This window comes from Streptomyces sp. NPDC097640 (assembly GCF_040302705.1).
In the GTDB taxonomy this organism is placed as follows: Bacteria; Actinomycetota; Actinomycetes; order Streptomycetales; family Streptomycetaceae; genus Streptomyces.
Genome location: NZ_JBEOSB010000031.1, coordinates 70,329 through 89,692 on the forward strand (window position 1 = coordinate 70,329; position 19,364 = coordinate 89,692).

Annotated in this window: 13 protein-coding genes, 1 other RNA gene and 1 pseudogene; 5 read left to right on the top strand and 10 right to left on the bottom strand. The window is 72.8% G+C overall.

All coding sequences use genetic code 11. The features are described 5' to 3' along the window. Positions 1 to 39: 39 nt before the first annotated feature. Positions 40 to 174: pseudogene (locus ABTY62_RS37530) on the top strand (ATP-grasp ribosomal peptide maturase); the annotation flags it as partial. Beyond that, positions 171 to 1,346: an ATP-grasp peptide maturase system methyltransferase gene (tgmC, locus tag ABTY62_RS37535; protein WP_352133869.1), complete on the top strand. Its 1,176-nt coding sequence runs from the start codon at positions 171 to 173 to the stop codon at positions 1,344 to 1,346. The pseudogene ABTY62_RS37530 and the gene tgmC, both read left to right, overlap by 4 nt. Positions 1,347 to 1,374: 28 nt before the next feature. On the opposite strand, the gene ABTY62_RS37540 is transcribed toward tgmC, so the two are convergent. The 6 genes from ABTY62_RS37540 to ftsE form a co-directional block, all read right to left on the bottom strand. Continuing rightward, positions 1,375 to 2,376 (bottom strand): right-handed parallel beta-helix repeat-containing protein, encoded by a 1,002-nt coding sequence (locus ABTY62_RS37540; protein WP_352133870.1) that lies wholly within the window; start codon positions 2,374 to 2,376, stop codon positions 1,375 to 1,377. 237 nt (positions 2,377 to 2,613) lie between these two features. Further along, positions 2,614 to 2,983: a transfer-messenger RNA gene (gene ssrA, locus ABTY62_RS37545) on the bottom strand. Between the two features lie 110 nt (positions 2,984 to 3,093). Then, complete coding sequence (smpB, locus tag ABTY62_RS37550; protein WP_352133871.1) at positions 3,094 to 3,573, bottom strand: SsrA-binding protein SmpB; 480 nt, start codon at positions 3,571 to 3,573, stop codon at positions 3,094 to 3,096. A gap of 18 nt (positions 3,574 to 3,591) precedes the next feature. Further along, complete coding sequence (locus ABTY62_RS37555) at positions 3,592 to 4,794, bottom strand: S41 family peptidase (RefSeq protein ID WP_352133872.1); 1,203 nt, start codon at positions 4,792 to 4,794, stop codon at positions 3,592 to 3,594. Positions 4,795 to 4,862: 68 nt separating this feature from the next. Beyond that, positions 4,863 to 5,774 carry a permease-like cell division protein FtsX gene (gene ftsX, locus ABTY62_RS37560; RefSeq protein WP_352133873.1) on the bottom strand — a complete coding sequence of 304 codons (912 nt, stop codon included), beginning with the start codon at positions 5,772 to 5,774 and terminating at the stop codon, positions 4,863 to 4,865. Positions 5,775 to 5,783: 9 nt separating this feature from the next. Beyond that, the gene (gene ftsE, locus ABTY62_RS37565) at positions 5,784 to 6,473 is read right to left on the bottom strand and encodes a cell division ATP-binding protein FtsE (protein WP_311727417.1); all 690 of its coding nucleotides are present in this window, start codon (positions 6,471 to 6,473) and stop codon (positions 5,784 to 5,786) included. A 329-nt stretch (positions 6,474 to 6,802) separates the two neighbouring features. Between ftsE and ABTY62_RS37570 the strand changes: the two genes are divergently transcribed. Then, a complete protein-coding gene (locus ABTY62_RS37570; protein WP_311727419.1) occupies positions 6,803 to 6,997 on the top strand; it encodes a hypothetical protein in 195 nt (64 codons plus the stop codon). Between the two features lie 150 nt (positions 6,998 to 7,147). Here the strand turns inward: ABTY62_RS37570 and ABTY62_RS37575 are convergent, their stop codons facing one another. From ABTY62_RS37575 to ABTY62_RS37590, 4 genes are all read right to left on the bottom strand, one after another. Further along, positions 7,148 to 7,807, bottom strand: a complete 660-nt coding sequence (locus ABTY62_RS37575; protein WP_352133874.1) for an LPXTG cell wall anchor domain-containing protein — start codon at positions 7,805 to 7,807, stop codon at positions 7,148 to 7,150. Positions 7,808 to 8,124: 317 nt separating this feature from the next. Beyond that, positions 8,125 to 9,237, bottom strand: a complete 1,113-nt coding sequence (gene prfB, locus ABTY62_RS37580) for a peptide chain release factor 2 (RefSeq protein WP_352133875.1) — start codon at positions 9,235 to 9,237, stop codon at positions 8,125 to 8,127. Positions 9,238 to 9,298: 61 nt separating this feature from the next. Continuing rightward, positions 9,299 to 10,651, bottom strand: a complete 1,353-nt coding sequence (locus ABTY62_RS37585) for a serine/threonine-protein kinase (RefSeq protein ID WP_352133876.1) — start codon at positions 10,649 to 10,651, stop codon at positions 9,299 to 9,301. Positions 10,652 to 10,961: 310 nt separating this feature from the next. Continuing rightward, positions 10,962 to 12,713, bottom strand: coding sequence for a serine/threonine-protein kinase (locus tag ABTY62_RS37590; RefSeq protein ID WP_352133915.1), 1,752 nt, complete (start codon positions 12,711 to 12,713; stop codon positions 10,962 to 10,964). A 544-nt stretch (positions 12,714 to 13,257) separates the two neighbouring features. On the opposite strand from ABTY62_RS37590, the gene ABTY62_RS37595 reads away from it, so the two are divergent. Next, positions 13,258 to 17,622, top strand: a complete 4,365-nt coding sequence (locus ABTY62_RS37595; RefSeq protein WP_352133877.1) for an FHA domain-containing protein — start codon at positions 13,258 to 13,260, stop codon at positions 17,620 to 17,622. A 374-nt stretch (positions 17,623 to 17,996) separates the two neighbouring features. Continuing rightward, the gene (locus ABTY62_RS37600; protein WP_352133878.1) at positions 17,997 to 19,364 is read left to right on the top strand and encodes an ABC transporter substrate-binding protein; all 1,368 of its coding nucleotides are present in this window, start codon (positions 17,997 to 17,999) and stop codon (positions 19,362 to 19,364) included.

The following is a 19,364-nucleotide window of genomic DNA, read 5'->3' on the forward strand; positions in this document are numbered from 1 at the left end:
TCGCGCGCCATGAGCGAGAGGAAGGCGCTGTTCGCTTACCTCGACCGCGACGGTGAACCTCACTGGCTGGAGCTGAACCCGAACGGCCAATGGGGGTGGCTGGAGGAAAGGACCGGGCTGCCGATGGGCGCCGCCTTCGCTGACCTGCTCGCTCAAGGAGACACCCCCGGATGACGCCCGATGCCGCCCCTGAACGGCGCGCCCTCGCCGACCGGCTCCAGGAGGCCGGGGTCCTCGCCCACCCGAACTGGCGCGCGGCGGTCGAGGCCGTGCCGCGCGAGCTGTTCCTCCGGCCCGGCGTGTTCCTGCCGACCGACGGCGGGCGCTGGCGGCCCGTCACCGCGCTCGGCACCGACCCGGAGGAATGGACCGAGATCGCCTACCGCGACGAGTCCCTCGTGACGCAGTTGGACGGGCACCTCACCGCCGACCAGGCGGCCGGGCCCGTCCCCGGCGTGCCCACGTCGTCGTCCACCACGCCCGTGACGGTCGTCGGGATGATCGAGGCCCTGGACGTCGAGGACGGTCACACCGCGCTGGAGATCGGCACCGGCACGGGATACTCCACCGCCCTGATGTGCCACCGGCTCGGAGAGGACAACGTCACCACGGTCGAGGTGGACCCGGGCGTGGCCGCCCGTGCGGATGCCGCCCTGGAGGCCGCCGGATACTCCACCTGGACCATGACCGGTGACGGCCTCCTGGGCCACCCTCGCCGCGCCCCCTACGACCGCACCATCGCCACCTGCGCGGTACGCCGCATTCCTCACACCTGGGTGCGCCAGACCAAGCCGGGCGGCATCATCCTCACCACCCTCGCCCCCGGCGCGTGGGCGTACGGCACCGGCCTCGCCAAGGTCACCGTGAACGACGACGGCACGGCCGAAGGGCTGATCGTCGGGGAGTCGTCGTTCATGCAGGCCCGCTCCCAGGCCACCGCACCGCTCGCCGGGGACCTGTCGGCGCGCAGCGCCTACGCCGACAGCGAGCGCGAGGCGAAGGTGCCGCCGACGCTGCTGGAGGAGTGGATGCCGGCGTTCCTCGCCCAACTCGCCGCCCCCGGCGCCCAGCTCGTACGCGCCGTCCGAGGCGATGGCAGTCGGCAGCTCTACGTCTTCGACGCCGACCGCGAATCGTTCGCCGCGTTCACCGAGGACGGCTCCGGCTGGACCGTACGGCAAGGCGGACCCGTGGCGCTGTGGGACGACATCGAAGAAGCACTCATCGCCTGGCAGGACGCCGGCCGCCCGGACATCAGCGCCGTGCGGCTCCGCGTCACCCCCCGCTCCCACACGTACTGGATCGGCGACGGGCCCGCGCTGCGCTGGGAACACCGCCTTGCCTGAGCCCCGACGCAACGAGGGTCCAGGTCCCTTACCAGGGCCGTGAGGTCACATACCGGTTCCCGCCGCCGCTCTTCACCGGCGCCGGGCTGCACCCGCCCAGGTTGGCGTTGGTGGGGGCGTCATGTCCCCACATCAGGACCTTGATCGGCTTGACCTTGCCCTGTTTGGCCGAGCCGAACTTCTTTCCGTAGTACGAGGTTCGGCCGACCGTGTTGTTCTTGAAGACGTTTCCCCTGCCGCAGGCCTCCCCGCTGAACCGCCAGTCGCTGAAGATCGCGTACGTCCCGGCCCGCCAGAACTTGTTGCCGCTTACGGTGTTGTTCTTGCTGTTGTTCCTGGTCCGGATCGGATCACCCGAGACATAGCCGAACCGGTTGCCGGAGATGACGCTGGAGTTGGTGGCGTTGGCGAGATAGACGCCGTGGATGGCGCCCGGGCTGCTCCTGTTCTCCAAGTAATAGAACTTGTTCCCGGTGATCTTGACCTTGGAGGCGCTCGTGATGTGGACGCCCCCGTAGCCGATGCCGCCGGAGCTGTGCTTGTTGCCGAGGTACCGGAACGTGTTTCCCTTGATGGTGACGTTGTTCACCCGGTCTCCCGACCCGCCGCGGACCCGGATGCCGCCGTTGGTGTAGCGCTGGATCGTCCTGCCCGAGACGGTGATGTTGCTGTTGGCCGACGTGATCGTCATGTAGTAGCCGGACGCCGCCGCGGCCCGGTTTCCGCGCGAGCCGTCGAAGACGACCTTCCCCGTACCCGGCACCGCCGCGAACGTCAGATCGCCGCCCGGTGGGTCATAGGACCAGTTGATCTCCTTCTCGGGGTAGTACGTGCCACCGGGGGTGAGGATCCTGGCGTTGATCGCGCCCTTGCTCCTGAGAATCCGCTCGGCCTCCTCGAACGAGGCGACGGCGTCGCCGGCCGTCCGCCCGCTGCGGGCACGGGCTGCCCCCGCGGGCACATCGGGATCCACATACACGGTGATCTCTTCCGGGGCCGCGGCTCCCGCCGGAGCCGCCGTCGCCGTCATCGCACCTCCCCCCGCCAAGAGTGCGAGGATGAGCGTGGGAACGCCGGACTTCCGCATGATCGAATCCTTCCTCGTGCCGTCTGCCGTACGCGACCACGATGTGCGGAAGGCATTGCCGCAACCTGGCGAAAACCTTGATTCGGCTGATCAGCAGTCCAGCGCCCCTTTCGGGGTGCGCCGGAACGCGACGAGGGCCCCGCGGTCGGCTGACCGCGGGGCCCTCGTCGTACATGGGATGAGTGGAGATGGCGGGAATCGAACCCGCGTCCAACGGTGTGGAACCAGGACTTCTCCGAGCGCAGTCCGCTGTGATTTTCTCGGCCCCGGAGATCACGCGGACAAGTCTCCGACGGGCTCAGCCACTGTTTGATTTCCCACCAGGCCCCGTGACCGGGTCTAGTGGTTTAGTCCCCTAGCTGATGCCAGGATCCGGGTCGGGAACAGCCCCGGGCTGACACTTCGCAAGTCGCTACTTAGGCAGCGAGGGCGAAGGAATCGCGCTTGGTGTTGGCGATTATAGGTTTCGGCATATGGTTAACGAGATCATTGCCGCTTCCTCGGCTCGCTTCTCCTGCTTCGACAGCCGCTGTCGAAACCGATCATCCCCATGTGGTGTTATCAAGGTGGTGCCACACTCCCCTGATGGGGTGTGCAGCCTCATCGTACGGGAACAACGCACGGCAGTGCCAGCGCATTCCCGCCGGTCAGGCCCGCCGGTCAGGCCCGCTGCCGCCGCCGCGCCGCGGAGATCGCCCGGTCGGACTCGCGCCGGTCCTGCTTCTCGCGCAGGGTCTGCCGCTTGTCGTACTCCTTCTTGCCCTTGGCCAGGGCGACCTCGACCTTGGCCCGGCCGTCCTTGAAGTACAGCGCCAGCGGGACCAGGGTGTGCCCGGTCTCCTGCGTCTTGCTGATCAGCTTGTCGATCTCCGCGCGGTGCAGCAGCAGCTTCCGCTTGCGGCGCGCGGCGTGGTTGGTCCACGTCCCCTGGCTGTACTCCGGAATGTGCACGTTGTGCAGCCACGCCTCGCCGCCGTCGAGCTGCGCGAAGCCGTCCACCAGTGAGGCCCGGCCCTGCCGCAGCGACTTGACCTCGGTGCCGGTCAGCACCAGACCGCACTCGTACGTGTCCAGAATGTGGTAGTCGTGTCGCGCCTTCTTGTTCTGCGCGATCAGCTTGCGCCCCGTCTCTTTAGCCATAGCCTGGCCATTCTCGCACTAAGCCCCGCCTCCGAGGCCACTCAATACTGTCCGCGCGCGCGTTTCGGCGCCTCGCGAGTCGTCGTCGCCGACGGACAGGTCGGGGGTGATCCCCTTGCCGTCGACGCTACGCCCCGCGGGGGTGCGGTAGTGGCCCACGGTGAGCTCGGCGACCGAGCCGTCGGGGAGTTCGCTGGGCATCTGGACGGACCCCTTGCCGAAGGTCCGGGAGCCGACGACCACGGCCCGGCGGCGGTCCTGGAGCGCGCCGGTGAGCATCTCGGCGGCGCTCATGGTGCCGCCGTCGACGAGGACGACGAGGGGGGAGTCGGTGTCGCCGCCCCGGCGGGCCTCCAGCACCCGCTGTTCCCCCCGGACGTCGTAGGTGGCGATCAGGCCGCCGTCCAGGAAGGAGGAGGCGGTGGTGGCGGCCTCGGAGACCAGGCCGCCGGAGTTGCCGCGCAGGTCGAGCAGGATCCCCTCGCCCTCGGGGATGGCCCGCACCGCGCGGCGGACCCGCTCGCCCGCGCCCCTGGTGAAGGCGTCGACCTTGATCCGGACGGCGGCGGGGTGCTGGTCGGTGAGGCGGTCGACGGTCACCGGTTCGGTGGCCAGCCGCGCCCGCCGCAGGGTCTGCCGCCAGCTGTGCTCGCCGCGCCGCAGCCCGACCTCGACCCGGCTGCCCACGGTGTCGTCCGCGCCGCCGCGCAGCCAGGAGACCACCTCGGTGACCGGGCGGCCGGTCGCCGACCGGCCGTCCACGGCGCGCAGCCGGTCGCCGGCCCGGATCCCGGCCTTCTGGGCGGGGCTGCCGGGCTGGACGCGGTCCACCTCGATCGCCCCGCCCCGCCCCGCGCGGGCGGAGATCCCCACGCCCACGTACTCGCCGTCCAGATTCCGGCGGAAGCCCTCGTACTCACGGGCGCTGTAGACCGCGCCCCATCGGTCGCCGCTGCGGCTGACCACCTCCCGGGCGGCCTCGGAGCCGGACTCGCCGTCCTCCTCGGCCTCCGCCGCGGCCGCCTTGACCTCGGCGCTCTCGACGGTGCTCGACACGGAGCGGGACGGTATCCGGGCTGCGGCCGGGTCCCGGCCGTCCTCGGCCTCGGCGCCCCAGGAGCCGACGGCGGCCCCGGTGGCCAGCACACTCACAAACACCACAGTCAGGGTTGCCCCACGGCGAATGCGGCGGGGCCGGACGAACAAACACGGGCCCGACATGCCGGTGAGTGTAGGGCAACGCGGGGCGCCGTACCGGGCGTTGTGAGGTACGGCGCCCTGGACGAATGTCACACCTTGAGGTACTTGCGGAGCGCGAAGAACGCCGCGAGGGCGGGCATCAGCAGCCCGATCGCCAGCACCAGCGGCAGCTTGGCCAGCACCGCGTCGCCGCCGATGAAGTTGATCACCTTGATCTGGCCGGCCAGCCAGTTCTTGACCAGGAAGTAGTAGCCGCCCACCAGCAGCACACAGGCGAAACCCGCGCCCAGCAGGCCCGCGAGGGCCGCCTCCAGGATGAACGGCATCTGGATGTAGAAGCTGGACGCGCCGACCAGCCGCATGATCCCGGTCTCCCGGCGGCGGGAGAAGGCCGACACCCGCACCGTGTTGACGATCAGCATCAGCGCGACGATCAGCATCAGCGACATCACCCCCAGCGCCGCGTAGTTCATGCCGTTGAGGAGGTTGAAGAGGTCGTCGACCACTTCCTTCTGGTCCTGCACCTCCTGCACCCCGGGGCGGCCGGCGAAGGCGGTGGTGATCACCTTGTACTTCTCGGGGTCCTTGAGCTTGATCCGGAAGGATTCCTGCATCTGGTCCGCGGTCAGGGAGGCGGCCAGCGGCGAGTCGGCGAACTCCTCCTGGTAGTGCTTGAACGCCTCTTTCGACGTCTCGAAATCGACGCTCTCGACGATGCTCATCTGCTTGAGCTCGGAGCGGATCTCGGCCTTCTGCGCGTCGGTGACCTCGCCCTTCGAGCAGTTGGGCGTGGTCTCCTTGTCCTGCTTGTTGCACAGGAAGATGGAGACGTTGACCTTGTCGTACCAGTAACCCTTCATCGTGCTCACCTGCTCGCGCATGAGCAGGGACCCACCGAACAGGGCGAGCGAGAGCGCGACGGAGACGATCACCGCGAAGGTCATGGTCAGATTGCGGCGGAGACCGACGCCGATCTCCGACAGGACGAACTGGGCGCGCATGGCGTCCTTTCAGTGCTGGTAGCCGTAAACGCCGCGGGACTGGTCGCGCACGAGACGGCCCTTTTCAAGTTCGATCACGCGCTTGCGCATCTGGTCGACGATCTGCTGATCGTGGGTCGCCATCACGACCGTGGTCCCGGTCCGGTTGATCCGGTCCAGCAGCTTCATGATGCCGACGGAAGTCTGCGGGTCCAGGTTTCCGGTCGGCTCGTCGGCGATCAGCAGCATCGGCCGGTTGACGAACGCGCGGGCGATGGCGACCCGCTGCTGCTCACCACCGGAGAGCTCCCCGGGCATGCGGTCCTGCTTTCCGCCCAGTCCCACCAGGTCCAGCACCTCGGGGACGGTCTTACGGATGGCAGCGCGCGGCTTGCCGATCACCTCCAGTGCGAAGGCCACATTCTCGCCCACCGTCTTGTTGGGGAGCAGCCGGAAGTCCTGGAAGACCGTGCCCAGCTGGCGGCGCATCTGCGGCACCTTCCAGTTGGAGAGCCTCGCCAGATCCTTGCCCAGCACATGGACCGCGCCGTGGCTGGCCCGCTCCTCACGCAGCAACAGACGGAGAAAGGTGGATTTACCCGACCCCGAGGAGCCCACCAAGAAGACGAACTCCCCCTTCTCGATCTCGAGCGAAACATCCCGGAGTGCAGGACGGTTCTGCTTGGGGTAGGTCTTGGTTACGTTGTCGAATCGGATCACTGAAGCACCACGGTCGACCTGAATAGGGGTACGGGTGGCCGCTCGGCGGCTCCCGTCGGTGTGCGTGACCATACGCGAACCGCGCACGACCTCGCAGTCACCGTTCGGGGTTGGTGCGCTGATTCACGGCACTATTGGGGGCAAACGGTTGACAACCCTCCCGCTGAGCTGTCCGAAACAGCTACGGAACCGGTACGGATGCGGTACGGAACCGTGCGGGGCGCGCCGAACCGGGCGGAAGCTGGCACAGTGGAAGGGGAACCAACACATTTTCCAGAGCGTTGGCCCCGTGTCTACTGCGGCATCGCCGCGCGGGAGGAGGAGAGCGCATGACGTATGACAGGCTTGTCTGCGCCAACTGCGCGAGCCCCGTCAGCGAGGGCCGCTGCCCGGTCTGCCGGGCCAGCAGAGAGCGCATGCAGCAGGAGGGCCCGTTCGGCGGGGTGACGCCGGCCGCCCTGATAGCGCTGCTGGTCGCGCTGATCGCCGTGGCCCTGCTCGCCCACCAGGTGGCCGCGGCATAACGGATCGTAGCGATTCGCGCGGCGCGTCTCACACTGTGTGACGGCCGCGTGGCTGTCGTGTGTCCGAGAAGCCGTGTGCCGAACAACACAGACACGCACGAGGGGCCCGGAGTGACGCCGCACTCCGGGCCCCTGGTGTGTGTGATCCGGTCAGGCCACGGTGTTGCGGTTGACCAGACGCGGCATGAGGCGGAAGCCGATGCCGCCCGCGATCATCGTCGCGGCGCCGATCAGCAGGAAGGTCGTCTCGGAGGCACCGGTCTCGGCCAGCTCCTCCTTGGGCTTGCTCTGCTCGACCGGCTTGGCGCCGGCGCTGTCGGTGTCGGTGTTGTCCTGGCAGTCGGTGCCGTCGAGCTCCACCGTGCAGGTGTTGGAGTCGCCGCCACCACCGCCACCGCCGTTGCCGCCGGGCGACTGGGTCGGCTCGGCGGTCGGCTTGCCAGTCGGCTTGCCGGTCGGCTCACCGGTGGGGTCGCCCGTCGGGTCGCTCGTGGGCGGGTTGGTGGTCGGGTCGTCCGTCGGGTCGCTCGTCGGCGGATTCGTGGTCGGGTCGTCCGTCGGGTCGCTCGTCGGCGGATTGGTCGTCGGGTCGTCGGTCGGCTCGGGGATCGACGTCGGGTCGTCCGTCGGGTCGCCCGTCGGGTCCTCGGTCGGGTCGTCCGCGCCGACGGTGACCGAAGCCTCCACGCCGCCGATACCGACATCGATGCCCACGGCCGATGCGGCACCCGCCGCCGTCAGCGACGCGCCCGCGGCGATCACGGCGCCGGCCGCGATCCGCGCGACGCGAAGCCGCGTCTTCTTCGTCATCTGCCTGCTACCCCCAGTAGCTGTACTCGTCAATGGAGCAGCTGTGCACGGAGCAACGCTCTACGGGGGGTTCTGATCCACGGGACCGGCCAGACAAGGCGATCCGCACGCCCCCCGTTCACACGCGCCCCAGCACATACGCATGCCGCGCGTCAGCTTTCCCACTTTTCATATGACCGTCAAGGTCATTGCGCACAAGATGTCCGCTATGGAGGTGGTTGGCGGATGCATGGGTACAGGACTGTGACCAATTGACGGTCAAGCCAGGGACGAACGGCCGTCAGGCGACGGGCGAAGGGGAAGCGGGGCGAGGAGGGTTACTTCTGCTGCTCCTGCTGCTTGCGCCAGCGGATCCCGGCCTCCAGGAAGCCGTCCAGCTCGCCGTCGAGGACCGCCTGGGGGTTGCCGACCTCGTACTCCGTCCGCAGGTCCTTGACCATCTGGTACGGGTGGAGGACGTACGAACGCATCTGGTTGCCCCAGGAATTGCCGCCGTCGCCCTTGAGCGCGTCCATCCTGGCCTGCTCCTCCTGGCGGCGCCGCTCGAGCAGCTTGGCCTGGAGCACGTTCATCGCGGTCGCCTTGTTCTGGATCTGCGAGCGCTCGTTCTGGCAGGAGACCACGATGCCGGTCGGGATGTGGGTCAAGCGCACCGCGGAGTCCGTGGTGTTGACGCCCTGGCCGCCGGGGCCCGAGGAGCGGTAGACGTCCACGCGCAGCTCGGACTCGTCGATCTCGATGTGGTCGGTCTGCTCGACCACGGGCAGCACCTCGACGCCCGCGAAGGACGTCTGGCGGCGGCCCTGGTTGTCGAACGGCGAGATGCGCACCAGACGGTGGGTGCCCTGCTCGACGGAGAGGGTGCCGTACGCGTACGGGATCTGGACGGCGAAGGTGGTCGACTTGATGCCGGCCTCTTCCGCGTACGACGTCTCGTAAACCTCGGTCTTGTAGCCATGGCGCTCGGCCCAGCGCAGATACATCCGCTGGAGCTGCTCGGCGAAGTCCGCGGCGTCCACGCCGCCCGCCTCGGCCCGGATGTTGACGAGCGCCTCACGGGAGTCGTACTCGCCGGACAGGAGGGTGCGCACCTCCATCTCGTCGACCGCCTTGCGCACCGACTCCAGCTCGGCGGCGGCCTCGGCGCGGGCGTCGGCGTCGTCCTCGGCGTCGGCGAGCTCGAAGAGCACTTCGAGGTCGTCGATGCGGCTGCGGAGCTCCTCCGCCCTGCGCAGGTGGCCCTGGAGATAGGACAGCTTGCTGGTGATCTTCTGCGCGCTCTCCGGGTCGTCCCACAGGGAAGGGGCCGCCGCCTGCTCCTCGAGCACGGCGATGTCGGCCCTCATCTTGTCGAGGTCCAGGACGGCCTCGATCGACCCCATGGTCGAGGAGAGGGACTTCAGCTCTTCGGATACATCGACGACTGCCACGGGACCAGCGTAACCGGACGGGCGGGCGACCGGGCCCACGGGCGCCCGACCGCCCCGGTCCTCAGCGGCTGCCGGAGTCCGCCGGGGCGGAGTGCTCGCCGCCCTTCGGCTGCTCCTCGCCCTCGTCGCCGCCGGAGGCGAGCCAGCCGCCGATCCCCACCGCGGCCAGCAGCGCGCCCGCGACCACGGCGAGCCTGACCCGGCGGCGGCGCACCGCCTCCGACACCGGCCGGTTGCGGGCCGAGCCCGCGCGGCGCTGGCCGCTGACCCGGGGGGCGCGCGCCGTGCCGTGCGGGCCCCCGGCGAGCTCGTCCGCACTGGGCACCCGCATGCTGGTGTGCGTCTCGCGGCTGGAGTCGGGCACCGCCCCGGGCACCAGCGGCACCGCGCCGCGGCGCCGCTGCGGCTCCTCGGCGGCCGGGACGCGGCGCGGGGTCGGCGCCTCGTCGTACCGGCCCTCCGGCTCGGCCCCGGACTCGTCGGGCTCGTCGATGTCCAGCGGCGGGTAGCCGGCCAGCGACGGCAGCACCTCGCGCAGCCGGGCCGCCAGCTCGGAGGCGCGCAGCCGGGAGGCGGGCGCCTTGGCGAGGCACTGGACCAGCAGCTGCCACAGCTCGTCGGGGATGCCGGGCAGCGGCGCGACGGTCTCCGTCACATGGCGGCGCAGGATCGCGCCGGGGTGGCCGCCGCCGAAGGGGGTGAAGCCCGCCAGGAGCTCGTACAGGACCGTGGCGAGGGCGTAGACATCGACGCTCGCCCGCGGCGGCAGCCCCTCGACGATCTCGGGGGCGAGATAGTCCGGGGTGCCTATCACGCTGCGCGGGTTCGGCGAGCGCCCCTGGGTTGCGCCCTGCGAGCGTCCCTGGGTTGCGCCCTGCGGACGTCCCGGGGTGGTGCCCTGCGAGCGCGCCCGGCGCGGCGCGTCCACCAGGCGGGCCACGCCGAAGTCGGTCAGCAGGGCCGGGTGGGAGCCGCCGGGTCCCAGCGGGCCCTGCATGTCCAGCAGGACGTTCTCCGGCTTGACGTCGCGGTGCACGATCCCGGCCGCGTGGGCCGCGGCCAGGGCGTCGGCGATGTCCGCGGCGATGGCGACGGCCGCCTCGGGGGCCAGCCGCCGCTCGCGGTCGAGCCGGGTGCGCAGGTCGGTGCCGCGCACCAGGTCCATGACCAGGGCCAGGTCGTTGCCGTCGACGACGAGGTCGCGCACGCCGACCACCCGGGGGTGGTCCAGGCTCAGCAGCGCGGTGCGCTCCTGTACGAAGCGGCCGACGAGCTCCTGGTCGGAGGAGAGTTCCTCGTGCAGCAGCTTGATGGCGACCGGGCCCTCGGGACCCTCGCCCAGCCACACCGTCCCGGCACTGCCGCGGCCAAGGACCTGGTTGGCGGTGTACCGGCTGCCGATCTTCCGTGACAAGACTGCTCCGAATCCTTCGACAGGGGGCACGTTGGCGACAAAGCTACGCGGCTACCGGCGCGTTGGGTGCCATGGACAGCGCCAACTGTCACTTCTGTGCGGAAAACACCCCTCGGATGTCGACAAATACCCTTAGTCGCGAGGGGCGTTGGGTGGCCGCGGCCCGCCGGGGGTGGGCACGGGGCGGCCGAGCAGCTCGGGCCGCCCCGGGGCGGCGCGTTGCGCCCCGGAAGCGGCTGAGGCGCCCCGGAAGGCCGGGGCGCCGCGGGCGGGCCGCGGGGCCGTCAGGGGCGGCCGGCGGCGCCGGGGATCAGCTGGGGCCGCCGAGGCCGGCGATCCAGTCCTTCACGTCGGTGATCCAGCCGGTGACCGCGTCCCAGTAGCTCTTGCCCTCGGCGATCCAGTCCTTGAGCGGGGTCAGCTCCCAGATCAGCCAGGAACCCACGATCAGGATCACGATCACGAACAGACAGCCCTTGAGGCACCCCATGCCGGGGATCTTCATCGGGCTGGAGCTGCGCTGCCGGGGCTGGCGCGGCTCGGGCTGCTGCGGCTGCGGGGGCGGCGCGTAGTGCTGGGGCTGCGGCTGCTGGGGGTGGTGCGGCGCCGGGGCGTAGCCCTGGGGCTGCTGCTGGGCGTACGGCTGCGGCTGCTGCTGCTGCGGACGCCGCTGCTGCCGCCGCGGCGGCTGCTGGGGCTGCTGGGGCTGGTATTGCTGCGGCTGGTACTGCTGGGGCTGCTGATACTGCTGCTGCGGCGGCTGCGGAGCGGGGCGGCGCTGCGGGCGGCGGCGCAGCGGGTCCTCGCTCGGGTCGAGGTACTGGACCTGCGTCTGGTCGTTGCGGTCCCGCGCCGCGCGCAGCTGGCTCTGCCAGGGGTGCGGCTGGTCGTCCCCCGGGCCCTGGCCGCCGGGCGGCACGGGCGGCATCGCGCGGGTCGGGTCGGCGCCGCCGGCCGGGCCGGAGCCCGCGGGCAGCACCTGGGTCGGGTCGGCGCCCGGGCCGCCGCCGGGGCCGCCGGTCTGCCGCAGGACGCTGGTGGCCGCCGCGGGGTCGTACCCGCCGGCGCCGGCGCCCGCGTTGGACGGCAGCACCTGGGTCGGGTCGGCTGTGCCCGCGGGGTCGGCGTCGGGCACCGGGGCGGGCGCCGGGTCCGGCGCGAGCAGCGCGCCGACGCCGAGCGCGGCCTCGGCCTGCGCGGGCGAGGCGTGCACCCCGACGCCCGCGGCGACCACGCGCAGCGCGCGGGCCAGGTTCTCGGCGCTGGGCCGGTCCTCCGGGCTCTTGCGCAGACAGCGCTCTATGACCGTCCACAGCGGCTCGGGCACGGTGGTGGGGCGGCGCGGCTCCTCGCTCAGATGCCGGTGCAGCACCTCGAGCGCGGTGTTGCCCGCGAACGGCGGACGGCCGGTGACCAGCTCGTACAGCATGATCCCGGCGCCGTAGATGTCCACCGCGGAGGTCTGCGGGCGGCCCTCGGCGGACTCCGGCGCCACATAGGCGGGCGTGCCGACGAACTCATGGGTGCGGGTGAGGCCGGGCGAGTCCGCGAGGCGCGCGATGCCGAAGTCGGTCAGCATCGGGTGCATCTCCTCGCCCTCGCCCGTGCCGGCCAGCAGCACGTTGGCGGGTTTGAGGTCGCGGTGCACGACGCCGTCCGCGTGGCTGGCGGCGAGCGCGTCGGCGATCTGGGCCATCAGCAGGGCGCCGGCCACGGGGGTGAACGGGCCGTTGCCACGCAGGTAGTTGTGCAGGTCCGGACCGTCGATCAGGTCCATGACCAGGGCGAGCAGATCGCCCTCGACGACCAGGTCGCGGGTGCGCACGATGTTGGGGTGGGTGAGCCGGAGCAGCACGGAGCGCTCGCGCAGAAAGCGCATCACGATCTCCGCGTCGTTCGCGAGCTCCTCCTTGAGGACCTTGATCGCGACGGTCTCGCCGGCCTGACCGGCCACGGCGGCCTCGGAGCCCGCCGCCTCCCGCTGGCGGGCTCGCCAGACGGTGCCCGTGGCTCCGCGTCCGAGCGGCTCCTCGAGCAGGTACTTGCTGCCTACCGGCCGCACGTCATGCGCTCCCTGGTCGTGGTCCATGTTGTCGTTGTCTGCGTTGTCCGCGTTGTCCGCGTTTTCTGCGTCCTGCCGACTGCTGGTTCGCGTCGCCGGCATCGCCCGCGTCCGCCCCACTGTAATGGGGCCCTGTGACATGCCGCAGTGATCTCCGTACGAGCCGCGCATGCACCGCGGACGCGCCGCGCACATGGTTCGGAGTGCTCAGCTTGCCGAGAAGACGCACGATCCGGACAGATGGTTGCCAAGGGCCGGAACGATCTACGCCGCCTGGCAACAGAAAGACACCTGTCCCGATCACAATCGACCAGTTTCGGCCAGTCAGTCGAGCAATCAAGATCACGAAAGGGCGGTCGCCGGGCGGGATGTCCGCGGCAAGTGCGAGGATGCACGCAGCACGGAAGCGGCGGGGAGCCCGGGGGGACCCGCGCGCCGTGCCCGTACACCCGTACGGACCTTGTACGTGCCGACGCGCCTGGGGGCGGTGGGGGAAGCGGCAGCCCCTGCCCGGCCCCTCGGAGAGAAGGGACCGTTGACGGCTATGCAGATTCGGCTGACCGTCCTCGGGCCGCGCAGCGCCCACCCGGGCCGTCCGGGCCAGCCCGCGCCCGGCCACGTCCACGCCGGGCCCTGCGCCGTGGACGTACTGATCACCGCCCCGGCCGGCACAGCCCTCGCCTCGGTGACCGGCAGCTTGGCCACCGTCCTCGCCGCCGCCGGCTGCGACACGGGCGGCGGCAGCGGCGCCGCCGTGCTGTACGCGGGGGCGGAGCGGCTCGACGCACAGCGCTGCGCCCTCGGCGAGCCGCCCCTGGTGGACGGCGCGGTCCTGGCGCTCAACACCCCCGCCGACCCCCACCGCTACCCCGGCTACCCGGGCCTGCCGGAGGCCGCCGCGCCGGACGCGGCCGTCCGGCTCGACGTGGTGGCCGGGCCCGACGCGGGCGGCGTCCATCTGCTGCACGGCGGCCAGGTCCGCATCGGCCGCTCCGCCGAGGCGGACGTCCCCCTCGACGACCCCGACGTCTCCCGCATCCACTGCGCGGTGACGGTCGCCGACGACGGCCGGGTCACCATCGCCGACCTCGGCTCGACCAACGGCACCGCGGTCGACGGCGCCCCCGTCGGCCCCCGCGCCGTCCCCCTGCCGCCCGAGGCCCTGCTGCGCATCGGCGAGTCCGCCCTGCGGCTGCGCGCCCCGGGCCCCTCCAGCGCCCCGCCCGAGCGCCTCCCGGCCCACCCGGACGGCGAGGGCCATCTGCGGGTCACCCCCCAGCCCCCGGCGCCGCCCTCCCCCGGTCCCGCCCCGGCCGCCACCACCGCGGGCCAGGGCGACTGGCTCCCTGGCGCGGGCCCGGCCGCGCGGCGCGGGGGCGTCCCCCAGGTGCCCGAGGACCACGGCTCGACGGCGGCGTACGGCGAGCCGTACGCCGACCAGGGCAGCCGGAACCGCGCCGGGCACCCCGCGCCGGGCGGCGGCCCGGCCGCGCGCGGCGCCGGAGGCGGGTGGCGCGCCGACGACCACGCCCTGCCGGGGACGGACGAGAACCCGACGCACTACGGCGCCTCCGGGTTCAGCCAGGGGCCCTGGGCCACCACCGGCGCGGCCGGCACCGGCGCGGGCGCGGCGTGGGCGCAGGACGCTCCGGGGCACGGCCGGGCCGACGAACCGGCGCGGCCGGGCGCGGGAGCCCCCGGCGGACCGGCAGCGGGCGGCGGCGCGGACCATACGCACGCGGGAGCACCCGGCGGGCAGCCGGGCGGGCTTCAGGACGAGCTTCCGGGCGGGCTTCAGGGCGGCTATGACGTGGCCGGGGCACAGGTGCGGCGCCGGGGCGGGATAGGCGCCTGGGCGCGGCGGCTGGCCTCGGGGCTCGGCGCCGGTGAGCGGGACGAGGCGGACGGCGCGGAGCCGGGCGGCGATGTCGCCGGGCAGGCCGCCGCCGAAGCCGCCGCGCTGCACCGGCGGTGGCCGGATCCCGCCGCCGTGCTGATGACGGCGCTCGGCCCGGGCCCGCGCCTGTGGGAGCGCGACCCGGCGCACCCGGACGCGCTGACCGTGCGGCTGGGGTCGACCGACCGGCCCGCCGCGGGCGGCGGACTGCTGCCCGTCGCGCCCGTGACCGTCGATCTGCGGGAGGCGGGCTCGCTGGGCCTGGCCGGCCCGCGCGCCCGGCTGGCCGGGCTCGCCCGCTCCGTCGTCGCGCAGCTGGCGGCGCTGCACTCGCCCACCGCGCTGGAGATCGTCCTGGTCAGCACGGACCACCGGCGCGCCGTCGCCGAGCGGCTCGCGGAGTGGTCGTGGCTCGGCTGGCTGCCCCATGCGCAGCCGCTGCGCGGGCAGGACTGCCGGCTGCTGCTGGCCTTCGACCCGGAGCAGGCCACGGCCCGTACGAACGAGCTGGTGCGGCGGCTGGAGGACGGGCGGCCGGGGCCGGGCTGGGCCACCGCGTCCCCGGCGGCCGTGGCCGCCGCCGCGGCCCGGCACTCCGGCCCGTACACACTGGTCGTCGTGGACGGCGACCCCGGCCCGGCGGCGCTGCGCGAGACGCTCGCGGCCCTGGCGCTGGGCGGCCCGGCGGGCGGCGTCCATCTGCTGTCCCTGGTGGAGGCGCCCACCGCCTCTCCCACGTCCCCGCTGCCGGCGAGCTATGGGGCGGCCCGTTCCGCGTCCCCGGTGTTCGCCGCGTGCGGGGTGGCGGCGCTGCTCAGCGGCGATGTCGCCACGGGGCTCCAGATCGTGCGCCGCGGCGGCCACGACGGGGCCGCGGGCGCGGTGGCGACCGTGGACGCGGTGTCGGCGGCGTGGGCCGAGCGGTTCGCGCGGGCCCTGGCGCCCCTGCGCCCGGCCGACTCCGCGGCGGACGGCGGCGGCTCCGGCCGCGCGGCGGCCGCTCCGCTGCCGCGTACGTCGCGGCTGCTGGACGAGTTGGGGCTGGCCCGGGCCACGCCCGCATCCCTGCTGGCGCGTTGGGCGGCCGCGGCCGACGAGGTCCCGGACGGTGGCCAGGCCCTGGCCGTGCTCGGCGCGGGCCCGCGCGGCCCGCTCGTCGTCGACCTGGTGGCCGACGGCCCGCATCTGCTGATCGGCGGCGGGCCCGGCACCGGCAAGACCGAGCTGCTGCGGTCGCTCGCCGCCTCGCTCGCGGCCGCCGAGCGCCCGGACCGCCTCGGGCTCGTGCTCGTCGACGGCGGGGGCGCGGAGCGCGGCGAGGGGATGCGGGTGTGCACGGACCTGCCGCAGGTCTCGACGTATCTGGCGGCCTCCGACCCGGTACGGATGCGGGAGTTCGCCCAGGCGCTCAGCTCGGAGCTCAAGCAGCGCGCGGAGCTGCTGGGCGACCAGGACTTCGTCACCTGGCACGCCCAGCGCCCCGCGACGCCCGCCTGGACCACGGGCGGCGACGCGGGGAGTGTGGGCGTGAGCGCCGCCTCGGCGCGGAGCGCGGGCGGCGTCGGCGCGCAACTGCCCGGCGGCGCGCGCCCGAGCACCGCGGCGGACTCCGCCGCGGGCGGCGGTACGGCCAGGCGCCCCGACGCCCCGGACCGGAGCACGGGCGAGCGTCCGAACACCGGCGACGCCTCGGCCCGCGGTGCGGGCGGACGTGCGGGCGTCGGCAACGACGGCAGTACGGCCCACCGCCCGGACGCCCCGGACCGGAGCACGGGCTACGCCCCCGTGCGCGGGGCGGGCGAGCGCCCGGGCACCGGCGACGCCTCGGCCCGCGGTGCGGGCAGGCACCCGGGCAACAGCGCGGGCTCGGGCACCGACGTCGGCACGGCCCGCCACTCCGACGCCGAGGCCCGCAACACGGGCTACGCGTCGGCACGCGGCACAGGCGCGCGTCCGAGCGTCGACGACACCTCGGCCCGCGGCGCGAGCAGTCGCGCGGGCGGCAGCCCGTACGCGGGTACCGACGTCGGCACGGCCCGCCATTCCGACAGCCCGGACCGAAGCACGGGCCACGCCCCCCAGCGCGGCGCGAGCGAGCGTCCCAGCGGCGGCGATGCCTCGGCCCGCGCCACGGGCGGCGGCACCACCCGGCGTCCCGACGCCTCAGCCCGCGGCGCGGGCAGCGGCCCGTACGTGGGCACCGACGGCGGCGGCGCGGGCGGTCGTACAGCCGTGAGTGACGCCTCGGCCGCCCGGGGCATGAGCGGCGGCAGCGGACACGCGGACTCGCCGGGTACCGGCGGCACCCCGGCGGGGGACGTGAGCGGCGCGCGAGTGGTCGCGCCGCGGCGGGCGGGGGATCTCGACGCCCCCGCCTCCGGCAGCACCCTGCGGCTGCGGACGACCCAACCCGGCAGGGAAGACGCGGCAGCGGCCGCGCTGCCCCGGCTCGTCGTCCTCGTCGACGACTTCGACGCACTGGTCGCCCCCGCCCTGGGCAGCACCGGCCGGCCGGCGGCCGGGTCGGTCGTCCGGGCGCTGGAGGCGGTCGCCCGCGACGGCGCGCGCCTGGGGGTGCATCTGATCGCCGCCTCCGGCCGCCCGGACCGTACGGCGGACACGGCGGCGGCCGAGCGGGCCGGGCTGTGGATCACCCTGGAGGCCCGCCCGCTGTCGCCCTCGGCGCCCGGAGCGCCCACCGGCTCCGGCGCCGACTCGGGCGCCGGCTCCGGGGCGGCGGAGGCGGCCATCGGCCGCGGGCAGTTGCACCGGCGGCGCGACGACAGCGCGCCCACGCCGTTCCAGGCGGGCCGGGTGACCGGGCGGATACCTCGTACGGCGACACAGCGCCCCACCGTGGTGGCGGTGGACTGGGAGCGGGTGGGCGACCCGCCCACCCGGCGCCCGGTGCGGGAGCTGGGCAACGGGCCCACGGACCTGGCCCTGCTCGCCAGCGCGCTCCAGCGCGCGGCGCAGTCGGCGGGCGCCCCCACCGCGCCCGCGCTCATCTGACCCAGCCGGAAGACCCCACCGGGAGACCCCAACCGGAGACCCCAACCGGGAGACCCCACCGGGAGACCTCAGCCGGAGACCGCAACCCGAGACCCCAGCCGGAGACTTGCGCCGGAGACTTGCGCCCGACAACCCATTCGTCCGGCCCGCTCGCCGGGCCCCCGCCTTCCGACCCGTCCGACTTTCGGATCGATCTTCCCATCCTCCTGTCTGACCGCCCTGCCCCATTCCCTCCTGACTGTTCATCACGGCCCGGTCACAATCGGAGAGTTACCGCAGAAAACGGTATTGCGACGGACCGTGACCGGGCGTAGGACTGTCCGCACGGGATACGGCCGCAGCGGGGGGACGGCCGATTTGGGAGGAAAACGGGGATGCTCACACCGCTTCGCACGAAGCGCAGCAAGCGTTCGACACGAGCCGCACTGGCCCTCTGTTCGGCGGGGGCACTGCTGCTCACCGTCGCGGGCTGCGGCACCGATGACGGGGAGGGGGCCGGCGGCAGCCCGCCGCCCGTGACCGTGAAGCTGCCCAATCTCAAGGGCAAGCAGCTCGAGGTCACGGCCGTATGGACGGGCACCGAACAGAAGAACTTCACCAAGGTGCTCAAGGAGTTCGAGAAACGCACCGGCGCCAAGGTGGCGTTCGTGCCGAGCGGCGACGACATGGCCGGCTTCGTCGGCTCGAAGATGGCGGGCGGCCAGCCGCCCGACGTGGCGCTGGTCGGGCAGGTCGGCGTCTTGCGCGAGTTCGCCCAGAAGGGCTGGGCCAAGCCGGCGAACGACGCCACCAAGGCGGAGCTGGCCAAGAACTTCTCGAAGGGCTGGCAGGAGCTCGGCTCGTACAAGGGCAAGCAGTACGGCGTCTACTTCAAGGTCAGCAACAAGTCGCTGATCTGGTACAACACCTCGGCGTTCGAGTACGCGGGCGCCAAGGAGGCGAAGACCTGGAAGGAATTCCTCGCCCAGGCGCAGCTGATCTCCGACTCCGGCACCGACCCGGTCTCGGTCGGCGGCGCGGACGGCTGGACGCTCACCGACTGGTTCGAGAACGTCTATCTGTCCCAGGCGGGGCCGGAGAAGTACGACCTGCTCGCCGAGCACAAGATCAAGTGGACCGATCCCTCGGTGAAGCAGGCGCTCACGACGCTGGCCGAGCTGTGGGGCGCCAAGGGGCTGCTCGCGGGGGGCAGGTCGGGCGCGCTCCAGACGGCGTTCCCGGATTCGGTCGTCAAGGCCTTCGCCAACGCCGCCGAGCCGGACGCCGCGATGGTCTTCGAGGGTGACTTCGCCGCGGCCAACGTCTCCGACGCGGGGGCGAAGCTGGGCTCGGAGGCGAAGGTCTTCCCGTTCCCGGCGGTGGGTGAGACCGCCCCGGTGGTCACCGGCGGCGATGTGGCCGTGGCGCTGAAGGACAGCGAGGCCTCGCAGGCGCTGCTGACCTTCCTGGCCTCGCCCGACGCCGCGCACATCTGGGCCGAGGCGGGGGGCTTCATCTCGGCGAACAGGAAGCTCGACACCAACGCCTACCCCAATGAGCCGCTGCGCAAGATCGCCAAGGCGGTGATAGCGGCGGGCGACAACTTCCGCTTCGACATGTCGGACCAGGCCCCGGCCTCGTTCGGCGGCAAGCCGGCCCAGGGCGAGTGGAAAGCGCTCCAGGACTTCCTGAAGAACCCCAAGGACGTCGAGGGCACTCAGCGCCAGCTGGAACGTGACGCCGCCAAGGCATACGGGAACTGA

Coding starts and splice junctions, on each gene's coding strand:
- tgmC (WP_352133869.1), top strand. CDS start 171: ATGACGCCCGATGCCGCCCCTGAACGGCGCGCCCTCGCCGACCGGCTC.
- ABTY62_RS37540 (WP_352133870.1), bottom strand. CDS start 2,376: ATGACGGCGACGGCGGCTCCGGCGGGAGCCGCGGCCCCGGAAGAGATC.
- smpB (WP_352133871.1), bottom strand. CDS start 3,573: ATGGCTAAAGAGACGGGGCGCAAGCTGATCGCGCAGAACAAGAAGGCG.
- ABTY62_RS37555 (WP_352133872.1), bottom strand. CDS start 4,794: ATGTCGGGCCCGTGTTTGTTCGTCCGGCCCCGCCGCATTCGCCGTGGG.
- ftsX (WP_352133873.1), bottom strand. CDS start 5,774: ATGCGCGCCCAGTTCGTCCTGTCGGAGATCGGCGTCGGTCTCCGCCGC.
- ABTY62_RS37570 (WP_311727419.1), top strand. CDS start 6,803: ATGACGTATGACAGGCTTGTCTGCGCCAACTGCGCGAGCCCCGTCAGC.
- ABTY62_RS37575 (WP_352133874.1), bottom strand. CDS start 7,807: ATGACGAAGAAGACGCGGCTTCGCGTCGCGCGGATCGCGGCCGGCGCC.
- ABTY62_RS37595 (WP_352133877.1), top strand. CDS start 13,258: ATGCAGATTCGGCTGACCGTCCTCGGGCCGCGCAGCGCCCACCCGGGC.
- ABTY62_RS37600 (WP_352133878.1), top strand. CDS start 17,997: ATGCTCACACCGCTTCGCACGAAGCGCAGCAAGCGTTCGACACGAGCC.